This is a genomic window from Ensifer sp. GW101-20A05 (genome assembly GCF_059424735.1).
In genome coordinates this window covers 69,336-83,802 of the sequence record NZ_JBWKZT010000017.1, presented here as the reverse complement: position 1 = coordinate 83,802, position 14,467 = coordinate 69,336, and the positions used below count along the sequence as shown (strand labels likewise).

Sequence of the window (14,467 nt, the reverse complement as noted above, 5' to 3'; positions counted from 1 at the left end):
GGGTTAGAAAAGCTAAACTATGAGCCACCATCTCCCCCCACTCAATGCGCTGAAGGCATTCGAGGCAGCCGCGCGCCATCTCTCGGTCAAGATGGCGGCCGACGAGCTTTGCGTCACTCCCGGCGCCGTCAGCCAGATGCTGAAGTCACTGGAGACACATCTCGGGGTGAAACTGTTCGAACGGGTGACACGTGGCATCTATTTGACGGATGCGGGCCGGGATTACCTGCCAGCGGTTCGAAATGCATTTCGCCAAATTGCCGAAGCGTCGCGACGGGTCATGGCAGCCAATGACAATGGCATGTTGACCGTCAGCGTCACGCCATTCTTCGCATCGGCCTGGCTTGTGCCACGCCTGAAATCCTTTCAGGAGATCAACCCAGAAATCGATCTCCAAATCGTCGCAAGCAGCGCCCTTGCCGACTTTTCCCGCGGCAGCGTCGATGTCGCCGTGCGTCATGGTATCGGCCGTTATCCGGGCCTACGCAGCGACCACGTCGTGACGGTTGAAATGGTTGTCGTGGCAGCACCCGCTCTCGTCGATCGTCTCGGCACCCCTCGATGCGCAGCGGATCTCGTCCGTTGGCCACATGTCCATGATGCCGACCGCAAGGGATGGAGCCTTTGGTTCCAGGCAAATGGCGTGGAGGAGTTCCGCTCTCCCCGCGGCCCGTCATTTGACGACAGCAGTTTAATTTTGACCGCTATCTTATCGGGTCAGGGCGCGGGACTGCTGCCCGCTGCCATGATTGCAGCGGAGCTCGCCGGCGGAGATTTGGTGCAACTCTTGGACGCGACTGTAATAGACGAATTTGCCTATTACCTGGTGTGCCCCGAGCACGCCCAGAACAATCCGAAGATCGCAGCCTTCCGGGATTGGATACTCAATGTGGAGAAGACACAGTTGGCCGGGACTTCCAGTAAGGCTTAGAGCGACCGACCTCTTGGCTGACGCGCAAAATATGCCGAGCGCGGCTGGGGTAAGTATTCCGTTTGGTGGCTACTCGTCGGCGGCGACACGCACCCTCCAAAGATCGCATAGGCAAGATGTAGAAGTTCGTCAAGTTTGTTAAGTTCGTAAATATACGGCGGCATTCGGGCAGTGCAGGTTCGAGTCCTGCCGCGCCCACCACCATCCTGATCGCCAAACGGCTGGTGTCAGAGGTCTTGAAAACCAATCTCAGCATTCCCAGATGATTTTCCGTCTTCTTTCATCCGGTTAGATAGGAAGGAGGGAAACATGTATCTTCCGGAGATGCCATGGTCTGTACCGTTGCAGGTAACGTTCCAGAACGGCAACAATCGCACCTTTTCATCGGTCTTCGACGCGCTCGTTTTTCTGGAGAACGAGTGGCCGCGACGTCGCGGACGGCGCTACGAGCAAGCCGTCGAAGTCTGTCGGCGCGCCCTTAACCGAAAGATGCCGGTTGCGATCGCGCGTGAAGCTTTCGTCGCTGCGTGTCTGGAGGCGGGCCTCCCAGCGAATGGGCTAGCCCACCGCACCAGCTCGAGAAGCGATGACAGGCGCTCTGCCGCATAGGTCAGGATGGGAATGCTCCGATGTTTGACCCCGTGGAAAGTGCCTGGATAAGCCCGACCGAGTTGAACTTCCTGCAAAGGATCTTCGACCGGGTTTGCATGTGGCGCCAGATTGATCGGCCCAGCGAGCGTGCCGACCACCTCGCGACTTACCTGTTGCATGAATATCGGGCTGGTATTCGCGACGAGACAGCTCTTTTCGAAGCAGCAATGTGGCGCGAGGCGGGCCGTTCAAAGTCCGGCCCCATGCATGAGCATGACAAAGGGCTCGACGACACGATAATCAACTAGACATGTGGCGCGCCATCCTCATGGCGCGCCAATCGTCTGAACCATTCGCCGTCGATGATGCTCCAGTTGAAGATGCGGCGCGATCGCCGACGCTAGACTGCCGCGACAATCATTTCCGATCCCCGCGCTAGGGTGCGGCCGACATTTACGCGGATCGGTTTACTTCAAGATTTTCCAAGCTCGCCCCGCACGGTGAGGTGCTCAAGCTTGACGGAGATGGGAGAGCTGTCAACGATACGGCTGAAAGCGATAACCGACGCCCAGCGCGCCAAGCCTCGTAGCGTCAATTCCGGACGATACATTATGCGATCGTAGACGCACGAAACCGGAACAAGCAGTGTACAGGCGGCGCCGTCGAGACAGTTTCATCACTCGCATTGCCGTGTAGCCGCCGGTCCTTATCGCCATGGCGTCCCGGAGGCTGACGCTTTCCGGTAAAGGCACCAGCCAGTCTCCACTCACACGCGCCCTGGCCGCCAGTCCACCCCACAATGCCGTTCCCCAACGCCCCAGCCGTTCAGACAACCCGATCACCCGGCTCAAAGGCGGAATTGGAACTTTCGGCAACGACGCCCTCAAAATCGATCCCAGGCACCATCGGGAAACTGCGACCACCGGCGAGGCGCCGGTGATCGCAAGAGCTTCCTCCTGCCCGCTGTCGGAGTTCTCGATCAGGACGGCGTCAAACATCTGAGCTTCCCATTCTTGCCTACGCGACTTTCTTTGCGTTGGGCGTAGAGCAGGCCACTTGCGAATTGACCATGGCGTCAACCGCTTGGGGCAGCGTCAGCACACCTATGGCCTGACCGGCGGCATCGACAACGGCGATCTCGTTTTCCCCGGCCAGCGTCATCGCTCTTGCGGCTTCCTCCAACTTCGCGCCGGCCGGCACCGAGATCTTTAACTCACGGGCCGAAGCATTCAGCGCGGTGGCAACCGTCTCAACATTGATGACGCGGGAACGGTTCACCTCCCGAACAAAGTTGGCGATGTAATCGTCGGCAGGGTTCATCACGATGTCCTGCCCGGTGCCCTGCTGTACGACTTCTCCATCCCGCAAAATCGCAATGCGATCTCCAAGCCTGAGCGCCTCGTCAAGATCATGGGTGATGAATACGATCGTCTTCTTGATCTCCTTCTGTAGATCGAGGAGTACGGTCTGCATGTCGACGCGAATGAGCGGGTCCAGCGCAGAAAACGCCTCGTCCATCAGCAGGATCGGCGCATCGTTCGCCAGCGCACGGGCAAGACCGACACGCTGTTGCATACCGCCCGACAACTGATTGGGATATTTGCTCTCGAAACCCTTGAGTCCGACACGTTCGATCCACCGCATGGCGCAGTCGACCTGCCGGTTACGAGGTGCCCCTTGTATCTCCAGGCCATAGAGGGTGTTTTCGAGAACGGTGCGATGCGGGAGAAGCGCAAACTTCTGGAACACCATGGCGGTCTGATGCCGACGGAACTCACGCAACTGCACGGCATCCATCTTGACCACATCCTCGTCGCCGATGACGACCTCGCCTGACGTCGGATCGATAAGGCGATTGATGTGGCGGATGAGCGTGGACTTTCCTGATCCCGAAAGTCCCATGATCACCTGAATGCCACCAGCAGGCATCGAGATGTTGATGTCTCTCAGACCGAGGACATGGCCATGTTTTGCGTTCAATTCCGTCTTCGTAACGCCTTGCTCGACAAGCTTTACACAATCCGCACCGTTGGGGCCGAAGATTTTGTAGAGCTTTTTGATTTCGATGCCGAAGCCACCAATTTTTTTATTACCCATGAACCACCTCCCGGTGCTTTTGAAGGCGCGCACCAAAGGCTTGGCTGACGCGGTCGAAGATAATGGCGATGCCGACGATCGCGAGACCGTTGAAGATGCCCAGCGTGAAATACTGGTTCGAGATCGCCTTCAGCACCGGCTGTCCAAGGCCCTGAACGCCGATCATCGAGGCGATGACGACCATAGCGAGCGCCATCATGATCGTCTGGTTGGTGCCGGCCATGATGGTGGGGAGCGCAAGCGGCATCTGCACGTTCTTCAGCTTCTGCCAGTTCGAGGAACCAAAGGCATCGGCGGCTTCGAGTACATCCTTGTCAACGAGGCGGATGCCGAGATTGGTGAGGCGGATCATCGGCGGGATGGCATAGATGACCACCGCGATGAGGCCCGGAACCTTGCCGATGCCGAGCAGCATGACAACCGGAATGAGGTAGACGAAGCTCGGCATGGTCTGCATGACGTCCAGAACCGGATTGACGATATTCTGCACCCTGTCCGACCGGGACATGGCAATACCGATGGGGATACCGACGACGATCGACAGAACCGTGCAGACGAAGATCATCGAGACCGTCTTCATCGTATCGTCCCACATGTCGAAGTAGCCGATGAGCAGAAGCGTCACGACCGTTCCCGCGACGATCTTCCAGTTGCGGCTGGCGAACCAGGCGACGGCGGCGATGAGCAAGAGGATGATCGGCCAGGGCGTCTGGGTCATGAAGCGCTCGGACCAGATCAGAAAGTGCTGTAGCGGCTCGAATATTGCTTCAAGACCGTCCCCATAAGCCCGCGTAAAACCGCGGAACCCTTCGTCGATCGCCTTCTTGAGATCGCGTAAAGACGCATCATCCATGTGCGGAAAGCTGAACAGCCAATCCAAAATCTATCCTCCTCGATAACGGCGAGCGCATCCTCGGACGCGCTGTTCGTTGCCTGCGCGTTAGGCGCCAGCAACGTCTTGAACGAGATCAAAGCGCCGCCTTGATCTTCTCAGCTGCCTCAGGCGATACCCATTCCTTCCACATGGCCTCGTTCTCCTCGAGGAAGTGCTTTGCGCCATCATCGCCGCTTGCCTGATTGTCGGTCATCCAGGCCATAAGCTTGTTGACCGTGTCGTTCGACCAGGCGCGCTTGTTGAGGTAGCCCATGACATCCTCGCCGGCGCGCTCGGAGAACGCTTTGGTCACGAGCGTCTGGACGGTGTCCTTCGGCCATTCATTCTTTTTCGGGTCCGGGCAATCCGCGACGGTATTGCAGCGCTTCCACTCGGCCGCGTCGTACGGCACGCCATAGTCGAGCTTGACCATGTCGTACTTGCCGAGAAGCGCAGTCGGAGCCCAGTAGTAGCCGACCCAGCCTTCCTTGCGCTCGTAGGCCTTGGCGATCGAGCCGTCGAGGCCAGCGGCGGAACCCGTATCGACCAGCGTGAAGTTCGCCGCTTCGCCGCCATAGGCCTTGTAAAGCTGCGAGGTCACGACCGTACCACCCCAGCCCTGCGGGCCATTGTGGATCGCACCTTTCGATTTGTCTTCGGGATCCGGGAACAGCTCCGGATGCTTGAGGACATCATCGATCGTCTTGACGTCCGGATGAGCGTCAGCAAGGTATTTCGGCATCCACCAGCCCTGCACCGCACCATCGGTCAGGACGGTCGATGCAACGACGAGCTTTCCGTTTGCAACGCCGGCGTTGACGACATCGGGCAGAAGATCGACCCATCCTTCGGGCGCGATGTCGGGTTGGCCCTTCTCGGTCATCGATGTGATCGTCGGGACAGTATCGCCCTGTATGATTTCGGCGTTGCAACCGTAACCTTCGTTCAGGATAAACTTGTCCAGGCTGGCGAGCACTTCGGCGCTCTGCCAGTTCATGCTGGCGATGGTGACGTCACCGCAATTCGCAGCCTGCGCAGCATTGCCGAAGGTCAGCATGGCTGCTGCAAGGCATGTCGAGGCGAAGAGTTCTTTCATGGCACTTCCTCCCTATGTGCGATGTTGAAATTCCAAGCCCGTCAACGCCATCGCATATCTCGGCGGGCCGCCGGCGGCTTCGGTATCCTCCTCAGAACCCGAAGCCGCCGTTTCCTGCTAGCTCGGCAGATACTCCTCACTCCAGGTCTCGCTGATCGCACCGGAGGCAATCAGCCGATCGATCTCGGCTTCGGTGTAGTTCAGGGTCCGGAGAACGGCGCGTGTGGACGCTCCGTACTTCTCCGCCGGCGCGACAGCGGTGACCTTGCCGACAGCCGGACGGATGGCGAAGGGGTCGAGCTGCGTGACCTTATGGCCGCTCGGATGGTTCGGGAAGATCGAGAAGGAATAGCTGCCGCGGTCGATCCCCGGCGTGCCGTCGGCAATGCGGGCACTGCGGCTGCGGATCGTTTCGATGTTCTCGCAGAGCGATACGCCGATATCGGCTTCTCGCAGGCGCTGCTGCCAGGTTCCCGCAGGTGCCGTCATGAAGGCTTTCGCCAGATAGGCCTCGCGGTCGGTTGCCGACATTTCGACAATCCCCCTGAGACCCTCGACCTTGCCGAAGCGCAGGAGGTCGGCTTCCGAGGCGCACAGAAGAAGGTGATCCCCCGAGGCCGTCTCGTAGAGCCGCGACAGCGCGTTATAACCTTTCGTTTCGCGACCGGACGGCTCATCGAAGGGGCCGCGGTCGACATAGTCATAGCAGAACGGTATCTGCGCGAGGCCGGTCAGCGCCGACAGCGACGTGCGCGGGCGGCCGACGATCCCGGTTCTGGATTTCTGGTAGAGGGCGGCGGCAATGCCCAGCGCCGCGCCGAAGCCGCACATGACATCGATGGTGCCGACATGGGCATGTTCTTCCGGCGTCTCCATCGAGCCGCCGAAGCGCAGCATGATGCCGGTTGCCGATTGCACGAGATCGTCATAGCCGAGATAGTCGGTGCGCGGGCCGGTGCGCACGCCGCCGAAACAATCGAGCTGGCAGAAAATCGCTTGGCGGTTGAGCGCCTTCAGGCTTTCGGCATCGAGCCCCATCGCCTTGACCTGGCGGTCGGTCGCATTCCAGACCACGACATCGACAGAGCGCACCAGTTCCTCGAAGACAACGCGGCCATCGGGCGAACCGATGTTCAGCAGCACGGACTGCTTTCCGCGCATGTGCGACATGCCGAAGATCACGGTATTCCAACAATCATAGAGCGGCTTGGCCGGATCGATCTTGATAACCTCCGCGCCGAAGCGGGCGAGATAGGCGACCGAATGCGGGCCGGCGATTACATTGCAGAGATCAAGGACCCTGATGCCATCCAACCACCCACCGGGCGTGTCGTTTGCGGGCGCCGGCAAGGACGAGCGCTCTATGTCCGCAAGCATCGCCAGCGCATCCTCGACCGTTCCCCAACGCCGAGGGTGCGGCGTCAGCATGGCTTCGGCGCTCTCTTGCAGCCAGGCCATCGGCCCCGGCTGGGTCATGCGGCCAAGGATCGGATCGTCGACCTCGATCATCAGGCCGGCGGCCTTGGCGTGATCGTCGGCGATCCATTCCTTCAACCAGCGTTGCGGCGCGCCCGGAAACAGCCCTTCCCCGAAGATGCGCTCCCATTCGGCCGCCGTCTTCGTCAGGAAGACCTGCTTCATGCGGGCCGCGATCTTGTCGGCCCAGAATTTCGGGAGCGGATAGACGCCAAGCGAAACGTCCGACGACCATTGCGAGACCGGAAGATAGGTGTCTTCCTCCTCGCGCAGTCCCTCGGCCACCAGTTCATCGTAGAGACCGAGGGCTTGCAGGCAGCGCTTCGCATGGTTCTTGTGGCTGGGGCAGACGACGTAGAACATCCGCCCGTCGGCGCACATATAGCTGCGATAGAAGGGATCGAGGAACTCCTGGAGGTCGTCATAGGACATATCCATCGGCATGCCCTCGCCGCGCCGGCGCTCGATCTCCCGCTCGCGCTGGGTCTGGTAACGCAGCGGATAATCATCGATCAGGATCGAATTGTAGGAGAGGCCCTCCATGACGGCACTTGCCAGCGGCACTTCGATATGATCGCCGTGCCCGGTGCGCTCGCACGCCTGAAGCGCCAGCACCGTTGCGGACGCTGCAAGCATTGTGCCGTAAGCGGAAGAGAGTGGCAGCGGCGAGAAAGACGGATTGATGCCCATCAGGACGCGATTGAGTCCCATATCCGTGAAGACGCCGGAGGACGCCGCAATTACCGCCTCGAAGGCCCGCCAGTCACGGCGAAGCTGATCGTCGGAGGCGAAACCGGGGATCGACAGGGTGATCAGTTCCGGCCGAGCCTTGCGCAACGCCGCAAAATCGATTCCAAGCCGGGCGAGCACGCCGGGGCGGAAATTCTCAACGACAATATCGGCCTCGGCGACCAGCGCTTTTGCCTCATCCACCCCCTCTTCCGACTTGAGATCGAGGGTGACGATCAGCTTGTTGCGATTGAGGATGGCGTTGGCGGGATTGTCCCAGAGCGGACCGCCGGGCGGATCGACATGCACGACGGTCGCGCCAAGATCACCAAGAATCATGGCCACGGCCGGGCCGGCAATATATTGCCCGAAATCAACCACCCGAACGCCGGAAAGCGGAAGCGCGGAACGCGCGATCGATGTCATTGCTCTTATCTCCCCAAGAGTTTTCTATGCGCGCCGATCGGCGACGATCCAGCCGGCCGCCTTTTCGGCGATCATCAGCGTCGGCGCGTTGGTGTTACCACTGGTGATCTTCGGCATGATTCCCGCATCGACGACGCGCAGGCCCTCAATGCCCCGCACCCTGAGACGGCTATCCACCACTGCCATCGGATCGTCATCGTGGCCCATCTTCGTCGTCCCGACCGGATGAAAAATGGTGTTGGCGATATCGCCCGCCAACCTGGCCAGTTCCTCGTCGCTCTGGAACTGCAAGCCGGGCTTCCATTCCTCAGGCTGGTATTTGGCCAATGCCGGCTGCGACACGATCCTGCGGACTTGCCGCAAGCTCTCGGCAGCGATGCGGCGGTCCTCTTCCGTGCTCAGATAGTTCGGCGCAATCGCCGGGGCGTCGACGGCCTTATCGGAGCGAATGCGCACGCTTCCGACGCTGGTCGGGTTGAGGTTGCAGACGCTCGCGGTGAAGGCAGGAATGCTGTGCAATGGCTCGCCGAAGGCGTCGAGGCTGAGCGGCTGGACGTGATATTCGAGGTTGGCGTGCGCCTGGCTGTCGTCCGACCGGGTGAAAGCGCCGAGCTGCGAGGGCGACATGCTCATGGGTCCGCTGCGTTTCAGCACATATTCGAGCCCGATCATCGCCTTGCCGAACAGGCTGTTGGCGAGCGTGTTCAGCGTCTTGGCATTGCCGACCTTGAAGACCGCGCGAATCTGCAGATGGTCCTGAAGATTTTCCCCGACGCCCGGCAGGTCGTGGGCGACCTCGACACCATGGCGCTTCAGGAGAGAGCCCGGCCCGATCCCCGACAATTGCAGGATCTGCGGCGAGCCGATGGCGCCGGCCGACAGGATGACCTCCCTGCGCGCTCTGACCTCTGCCCTTTGCCCCTGCCGCTGGACAACGATGCCGGCACAACGCTTGCGGCCGGACGCCTCGGCTTCCAGGATCAGCCGTTCGACATGGGCCTGAGTCCAGACCGTCAGGTTCAGGCGGTTTTTCGCCGGGCGCAGGAAAGCCTTCGACGTGTTCCAGCGCCAGCCGGATCGCTGGTTGACTTCGAAATAGCCGACGCCCTCGTTGTCGCCGCTGTTGAAATCGTCGGAGCGCGGAATACCGGCCTCGACGGCGGCCTCGGCGAAGGATTCGAGGATGTCCCATTTGAGCCGCTGCTTCTCTATCCGCCATTCGCCACCGTGGCCGTGCATGTCGGAGAAGCGGCTGTTGCCGCCGGTCTTTGGGTCCGCGCCGTTGTCCAGCCGATAATGATCCTCATGCGCCTTGAAATCGGGCAGGCAATTCTGCCAGGACCAGGCGTTATCGCCGGTCGCCGCCGCCCAGCCGTCGAAATCGCGCGCCTGGCCGCGCATATAGATCATGCCATTGATCGAGGAGCAGCCGCCGAGCGTCTTGCCGCGCGGATAGCGCAGCGACCGGCCGTTCAAACCGGCATCCGGTTCGGTCTTGTACAGCCAGTCGGTGCGCGGATTACCGATGCAATAGAGATAGCCGACGGGGATGTGAATCCAGTGATAGTCGTCCTTTCGGCCAGCTTCTAGCAGCAGCACGCGCATCGCGGGATCGCGGCTGAGGCGATTGGCGAGCAGACAGCCTGCGGAGCCTCCACCGACGATGATATAGTCAAAACTATCGGCGGCGCGGTAAGAAGCGCGGCTGGTCATCGGCTTGCCCGCCTGCTGCGATGCAACACCGCACAATCATAAGCTTCGACGATTTGCCGTAGCATTTTAGCCTCCTCCTCATCTCTATTTTCAGGAATAGCGGAGGAGCGGCCCGGAAATCCAATGACAAATGACGCAAGTCATTATAAGTAGAATTAATATGCTTCAGTCAATCGACCTGAGAAAATTGAAGGCATTCGTCACCGTCGCGCGCGAGGGCAACGTCACGCGCGCCGCGGAGCAACTGCACGTCACCCAACCGGCGGTCACTCTGCAACTGAAGCGCCTTGCCGCCGATACCGGGCTCACCTTGTTCCGGCGGACGTCCACGGGGCTGGAACTGACGCAGGAAGGAGCCCTGCTGGCAGCCAAGGCGGAGCAGGTGCTGACGGCATTGACGGATTTTGGGCAGACGGCCGGACATTTGGCGACACGTGTGCGGGGGAAACTGCGGATCGGCACGATCATCGACCCGGAGTTCACCCGGTTGGGGGCGTTTCTGAAGGCGCTGATCGAAAGCGGGCCGGGCATAGAAACCACACTGCGCCATGGCATGAGCGGCGACGTTCCGGAGGGGCTGAGGCGAAATGAACTCGATGCCGGTTTCTATCTCGGCGACCCAAGAGATTATGATCCTTCCGCCGAGATTACCGGAGAAAGTGCCGCACCGCTTTTTCATGCCCGCGAGCTGGCGCAATTAACCTATCGCGTCGTCGCTCCACCATCGCTCGCCGGTCTCGTGCGCGGCGCGGATTGGTCACAGCTCGCATCGCTTCCTTGGATCGGCACACCGCAGGCCTCGGTCCACAATCGATTGCTGTCGCGCCTATTTACCGATTTAGGCGTCCGGCAAAATATAGTCGCCCAAGTGGATCAGGAGACGTCCATGGTTGCCATGGTACGGACAGGGGTGGGATTGAGCCTTTGCCGAGAGTCGATTGCCCTTCATGAACAACAGGCACACGGCCTTGTCATCGCTGAGAATGTTAAAATCTCCACGACGCTGAGTTTCCTCTGCTTGGAGGCTCGTATCGGCGATCCCTCTATAATGGCTGCTTTCGATGCAATAAGGCGGGTTTGGATATAGTCGGGGCGGTCTGTGTGAAGGCAGTGGTTCGCCGAGACATGGTTTTGAGGGAGGCCTGCGTTACGACAACGCGTTGCCCGATAGCGCTTGTCTACCGTGAAAGACGTAAATTGCCCGTGCGACGCCAGCAAAAAGAGAAGCCACTGCGAGGTTTATCGCTTCAGTCGGCGTGGTCCGTCGGGGGCTTAGCCCAATTAAGAAAGCCGAGCGCAATTGTTGGAAAGGCCAGTTCGCAGGATCGCGGCAGCTATTCAGCTAGCCGCGTGTTGCAACAAGCCGTCCAACGCGCTCGTGAAGAACAGGCCCCTTCTATCACTCTGCACTTTGGCCACGGACACGATTTGGTAATCCGAAGCGGACAATCAATTCGGTACGCAGGGACGGCAGGTTTGCGCGCCATGTCGGACACTCAGGCCGCTGTTGAATTTCTGAAAGCTGCCGTTCGCTTAATCAGATAGGGCGGGGAAGCGGACATTCTGGTCCAACGGTTCGTCCGTATGCTTTGCGGAACCGCCTCGGTCTTGTAGCGCGCCACCAGCGCTTCAGTTTGTTTGATAAGGTCCCGGGCAACAGACGCGCCGTCGTCTGGGCCGTTTCCATCGCGACCGCTCGGAGCGCCTCAAACGCAGTCCTCACAGTGATGCCATGAAGGCCCGACCTCCGTTCGATGTACGACGGAGGCCTGGGCCGCAATTGGCGGCGCAATCAGTCGCCATCTCTCCTGGCGTCGAAGGCCTCTCTAGACTTTCGGAAGCGATCCGCGTTCTCAACGATCCACGTCCACAACGGGATCATGCGCAGGAGCAGATCCATGCCGTTTCGGACAGCTCGTATTCGACCCTCGGTGGGTTTTCTCCGAAGTCGTTTCGGATAACCAGACCGTCACGCTCCAACTGGCGCAACGTCCGTGTCAGCATTCGCTGCGTAACGCCGTGCATGCGCCTCCCGATCTCCGCATGGCGCAGCCTACCGTAGACGCCGAGCGTGTGGATGACGCCGAGCGACCAGCGGTTACCGCGTCCGCGAGCTGTTGCAGGCCCAGACCCAGACTGAATGGGTCATCATCTCGACCGGGATGTTCATGAGCTACCTGTTCGAGCCGGAGTTCGGCGTCGTCGACTTGAAAAATTTCGAGGTCAATGCGCTGGGAAGTCTCGAGACGGCCGCGACGCTGACAACGCCTGAAGACATCGGGAAGCTGACCACGGAAATCGTGTTCGCCGACCGCGGATCCGCAACGAGATCGTGTTCCTGGCGGGCGACACCGTGACTTAGGGCGAGGTTGCTGACAAGCTGGAGGCGGGTCTCGGGCGGCCCTTCCGCCGCTCTGAATGGAGCGTGCCCTTCCTGATGGAAGAACTGGCGAAAGATCCGCAGAACATGATGCGCAAGTACCGCGCTGCATTTGCCTTGGGTCGGGGCGTCGCGTGGGACAAGGCCGGGACGTTCAACACGCGGCAGTCCATTCCGGTCACGGACATCGATGCGTGGATCCATGCAAACCTGGATGCCTCCGGTCGGGGGTAATCCTCGAACCGCCTGGGGTTCGCGATTTCGAGCGGGTGGGTGGGACGACAAATGGATGTCGTACCCATTCGCTGTCCGACCCCACGCCGCGATGCTCGCCACGTACTGATAAGCGACCTCCGCACTTGGATAACCTGAAATCGCGGCTTGCCTCTCAGGCACCGAAATGTCCGTTTCCGAAAGTTGTCTCAGTCAGCCGCTATGACCAAAACTGGTTCGGTAGCCGAACAGCAGCTGATCGCAAATCCTAGCCGAAACCCACCAGGCTGGTAACGGCCCCAGAGCGGACTTTCAATCCCTCGCCTTGAAGAGATAAGTACCGCAGACCCGCCGCATTGGTTGGGTAACGCTTTTTATGTAACCAAGCCTTTGTTTTCATTTAAATTCCGCAAGGCAACGCGATTGCGCTGCGCATCGCGAACGACGCTTTCCGAGAAGCCTTGTTGAAGGACCTCCTCAACGAATTCGCGCACCAAGAGACCCGCGGCTGGATTGGAACAACTGACGGCGATTGTTTGCCTGATAACGAGGAATGGTTCCACCAGGACGCGAAAACCCTCACGCGCGCTCGCAAAATGCTCAAGCGCTTGCCGCACACCCGCCGCGGCGTGATGCTTGCCTTCGGCAAGCATTTCAAGGGCTTCCCCCGGCGTAGACGAATGAACGATTTTGGCATGCGCGAGACGCCGGGACAAATAGAGGTCATAGGCAGCGTTTCGGGTGACGCAAATTTCCACGCCCTCCGAATCGACGTCTTGAAACGTGCGATACCGTGCTGCCTCTCGAACCACAAGCGTGCCCTCGATCAGCGCATAGGCAGGCGAGAACAGCAGCCTGTCTTCGCGCGCCGGGTCGGCGGCCAGGAAGGCGATGTCCCACTCGTCCTGATCGACCCGGTCCAGGATACTGGCTGCCGATGGGTAGGCGACGAAATCGACGCGACAACCGAGCCGCTCTGCAAACTCTCTGGCAAGTTGTGGGCTGACACCTTCAAAGGCTCCCGTCTTCGGATCGAGTTGCACCAAAGCGATATTGGCAAGGTTTACCGCCACCCGCAGATAGCCTTTCGGGATCAGTGCGCTGAGCGAAGCTGCGATATCGTCGGTCATGTCTCGATCTCCTGCCGGACAGCACAGTCTTGCGGTCACTGTTGCCTGAATTTCGCTGCCAGCGCCTCGGTCCCGCGTGCGAGAAGGCCAGCGTCGATACCGACCGCGGTAAAGCTGGTGCCAAGTTCGATACAGCGTGCAGCGAACGTGGTGTCCGGCGTCAGAATGCCGGCCGGCTTGCCGAGAGCCGCAAGGCGACTGATCGCATCCTCGACGGCAGCCACGACCTCGGGATGGCCGGGCTCCCCCGGATGTCCAAGGCTGGCGGCAAGATCGGCCGGGCCGATGAAGATACCATCGACGCCATCGACTGCGGCAATGGCTTCAAGTTCCGCGAGTGCCGCACGGGTTTCCAGTTGCACAAGAAGACACAGTTCTTCTTCTGCTCGCCTGGCGTAGCCGGCGACACGCCCAAAGCGCGTCGCCCGCGTCAGCCCCGATACGCCGCGAATACCGGCAGGTGGGTATCGCATGGCGGAGACCGCAGCTTCGGCTTCCTCCCGATTCTGCACATAGGGAATGAGCAACGTCTGCGCGCCGATGTCGAGGTATCGCTTGATCAGCACCGCATCGTTGCTGGCAGGGCGCACGATAGGCGAAACGTCGTAGGCCGCAACTGCCTGCAATTGCGGCAAGACCGTCAGCACGTCGCCGGGTGAGTGCTCGGTATCGAACAGCAGCCAGTCGAATCCGGAGGGCGCGACGATTTCGGCGGCATAGCTGCCCGGGAGGCTGCACCAGAGACCGATTTGCTGCCTTTTCTCGGCAAGTGCACGCTTGAAGCGGTTTTCCGGAAGATTCATGACACCAC

Annotated in this window: 15 protein-coding genes; 6 read left to right on the top strand and 9 right to left on the bottom strand. The window is 60.1% G+C overall.

What is annotated here, in order from left to right; genetic code table 11:
* Positions 1 to 19 precede the first annotated feature (19 nt).
* The 3 genes from gcvA to AC070A_RS29125 all read left to right on the top strand — a co-directional run bounded on the left by gcvA (position 20) and on the right by AC070A_RS29125 (position 1,830).
* On the top strand, positions 20 to 931 hold the full coding sequence (gene gcvA, locus AC070A_RS29135; RefSeq protein ID WP_112996548.1) for a transcriptional regulator GcvA: 912 nt from the start codon (positions 20 to 22) through the stop codon (positions 929 to 931).
* A gap of 309 nt (positions 932 to 1,240) precedes the next feature.
* On the top strand, positions 1,241 to 1,540 hold the full coding sequence (locus AC070A_RS29130) for a DUF982 domain-containing protein (RefSeq protein ID WP_057251571.1): 300 nt from the start codon (positions 1,241 to 1,243) through the stop codon (positions 1,538 to 1,540).
* Between the two features lie 20 nt (positions 1,541 to 1,560).
* Positions 1,561 to 1,830: a hypothetical protein gene (locus AC070A_RS29125; RefSeq protein ID WP_057251572.1), complete on the top strand. Its 270-nt coding sequence runs from the start codon at positions 1,561 to 1,563 to the stop codon at positions 1,828 to 1,830.
* Between the two features lie 228 nt (positions 1,831 to 2,058).
* On the opposite strand, the gene AC070A_RS29120 is transcribed toward AC070A_RS29125, so the two are convergent.
* The 6 genes from AC070A_RS29120 to AC070A_RS29095 all read right to left on the bottom strand — a co-directional run bounded on the left by AC070A_RS29120 (position 2,059) and on the right by AC070A_RS29095 (position 9,933).
* Positions 2,059 to 2,520, bottom strand: coding sequence for a hypothetical protein (locus AC070A_RS29120; RefSeq protein WP_494773614.1), 462 nt, complete (start codon positions 2,518 to 2,520; stop codon positions 2,059 to 2,061).
* Between the two features lie 19 nt (positions 2,521 to 2,539).
* On the bottom strand, positions 2,540 to 3,619 hold the full coding sequence (locus AC070A_RS29115) for a quaternary amine ABC transporter ATP-binding protein (protein ID WP_112996589.1): 1,080 nt from the start codon (positions 3,617 to 3,619) through the stop codon (positions 2,540 to 2,542).
* Complete coding sequence (locus AC070A_RS29110) at positions 3,612 to 4,499, bottom strand: ABC transporter permease (RefSeq protein ID WP_057251574.1); 888 nt, start codon at positions 4,497 to 4,499, stop codon at positions 3,612 to 3,614. The genes AC070A_RS29115 and AC070A_RS29110 overlap by 8 nt, the downstream gene beginning before the upstream one ends.
* An 88-nt stretch (positions 4,500 to 4,587) precedes the next feature.
* Positions 4,588 to 5,589 carry an ABC transporter substrate-binding protein gene (locus tag AC070A_RS29105; protein WP_113736921.1) on the bottom strand — a complete coding sequence of 334 codons (1,002 nt, stop codon included), beginning with the start codon at positions 5,587 to 5,589 and terminating at the stop codon, positions 4,588 to 4,590.
* A gap of 117 nt (positions 5,590 to 5,706) precedes the next feature.
* Entirely contained in the window at positions 5,707 to 8,220 is a 2,514-nt protein-coding gene (locus AC070A_RS29100) for a CoA transferase (RefSeq protein ID WP_113736922.1), read from the bottom strand.
* A 24-nt stretch (positions 8,221 to 8,244) separates the two neighbouring features.
* The gene (locus AC070A_RS29095) at positions 8,245 to 9,933 is read right to left on the bottom strand and encodes a GMC family oxidoreductase (protein ID WP_057251582.1); all 1,689 of its coding nucleotides are present in this window, start codon (positions 9,931 to 9,933) and stop codon (positions 8,245 to 8,247) included.
* A gap of 160 nt (positions 9,934 to 10,093) precedes the next feature.
* Between AC070A_RS29095 and AC070A_RS29090 the strand changes: the two genes are divergently transcribed.
* Positions 10,094 to 11,020 (top strand): LysR family transcriptional regulator, encoded by a 927-nt coding sequence (locus tag AC070A_RS29090; protein WP_057251583.1) that lies wholly within the window; start codon positions 10,094 to 10,096, stop codon positions 11,018 to 11,020.
* A 791-nt stretch (positions 11,021 to 11,811) separates the two neighbouring features.
* Here AC070A_RS29090 and AC070A_RS29085 read toward each other — a convergent pair.
* Entirely contained in the window at positions 11,812 to 11,985 is a 174-nt protein-coding gene (locus tag AC070A_RS29085) for a winged helix-turn-helix transcriptional regulator (protein WP_494773617.1), read from the bottom strand.
* Between the two features lie 116 nt (positions 11,986 to 12,101).
* Here AC070A_RS29085 and AC070A_RS29080 point away from each other — a divergent pair, with 116 nt between their 5' ends.
* Together AC070A_RS29080 and AC070A_RS29075 are read left to right on the top strand one after the other, a co-directional pair.
* Entirely contained in the window at positions 12,102 to 12,290 is a 189-nt protein-coding gene (locus tag AC070A_RS29080) for a hypothetical protein (protein WP_492383633.1), read from the top strand.
* 80 nt (positions 12,291 to 12,370) lie between these two features.
* Positions 12,371 to 12,547, top strand: coding sequence for a hypothetical protein (locus AC070A_RS29075; protein WP_244495640.1), 177 nt, complete (start codon positions 12,371 to 12,373; stop codon positions 12,545 to 12,547).
* Between the two features lie 353 nt (positions 12,548 to 12,900).
* Here the strand turns inward: AC070A_RS29075 and AC070A_RS29070 are convergent, their stop codons facing one another.
* Positions 12,901 to 13,656 (bottom strand): transporter substrate-binding domain-containing protein, encoded by a 756-nt coding sequence (locus AC070A_RS29070; RefSeq protein WP_113736923.1) that lies wholly within the window; start codon positions 13,654 to 13,656, stop codon positions 12,901 to 12,903.
* Between the two features lie 35 nt (positions 13,657 to 13,691).
* Entirely contained in the window at positions 13,692 to 14,459 is a 768-nt protein-coding gene (gene hpaI, locus AC070A_RS29065; RefSeq protein WP_113736924.1) for a 4-hydroxy-2-oxoheptanedioate aldolase, read from the bottom strand.
* Positions 14,460 to 14,467: the final 8 nt, after the last annotated feature.

Excerpts from the sequence above, each read along its gene's own strand:
- AC070A_RS29095 (WP_057251582.1), bottom strand. The coding sequence starts at position 9,933 with ATGACCAGCCGCGCTTCTTACCGCGCCGCCGATAGTTTTGACTATATC.
- AC070A_RS29080 (WP_492383633.1), top strand. The coding sequence starts at position 12,102 with ATGAGCTACCTGTTCGAGCCGGAGTTCGGCGTCGTCGACTTGAAAAAT.
- AC070A_RS29090 (WP_057251583.1), top strand. The coding sequence starts at position 10,094 with ATGCTTCAGTCAATCGACCTGAGAAAATTGAAGGCATTCGTCACCGTC.
- hpaI (WP_113736924.1), bottom strand. The coding sequence starts at position 14,459 with ATGAATCTTCCGGAAAACCGCTTCAAGCGTGCACTTGCCGAGAAAAGG.
- AC070A_RS29070 (WP_113736923.1), bottom strand. The coding sequence starts at position 13,656 with ATGACCGACGATATCGCAGCTTCGCTCAGCGCACTGATCCCGAAAGGC.
- AC070A_RS29130 (WP_057251571.1), top strand. The coding sequence starts at position 1,241 with ATGTATCTTCCGGAGATGCCATGGTCTGTACCGTTGCAGGTAACGTTC.
- AC070A_RS29120 (WP_494773614.1), bottom strand. The coding sequence starts at position 2,520 with ATGTTTGACGCCGTCCTGATCGAGAACTCCGACAGCGGGCAGGAGGAA.
- AC070A_RS29105 (WP_113736921.1), bottom strand. The coding sequence starts at position 5,589 with ATGAAAGAACTCTTCGCCTCGACATGCCTTGCAGCAGCCATGCTGACC.
- AC070A_RS29100 (WP_113736922.1), bottom strand. The coding sequence starts at position 8,220 with ATGACATCGATCGCGCGTTCCGCGCTTCCGCTTTCCGGCGTTCGGGTG.
- AC070A_RS29115 (WP_112996589.1), bottom strand. The coding sequence starts at position 3,619 with ATGGGTAATAAAAAAATTGGTGGCTTCGGCATCGAAATCAAAAAGCTC.
- gcvA (WP_112996548.1), top strand. The coding sequence starts at position 20 with ATGAGCCACCATCTCCCCCCACTCAATGCGCTGAAGGCATTCGAGGCA.
- AC070A_RS29125 (WP_057251572.1), top strand. The coding sequence starts at position 1,561 with ATGTTTGACCCCGTGGAAAGTGCCTGGATAAGCCCGACCGAGTTGAAC.
- AC070A_RS29075 (WP_244495640.1), top strand. The coding sequence starts at position 12,371 with ATGGAAGAACTGGCGAAAGATCCGCAGAACATGATGCGCAAGTACCGC.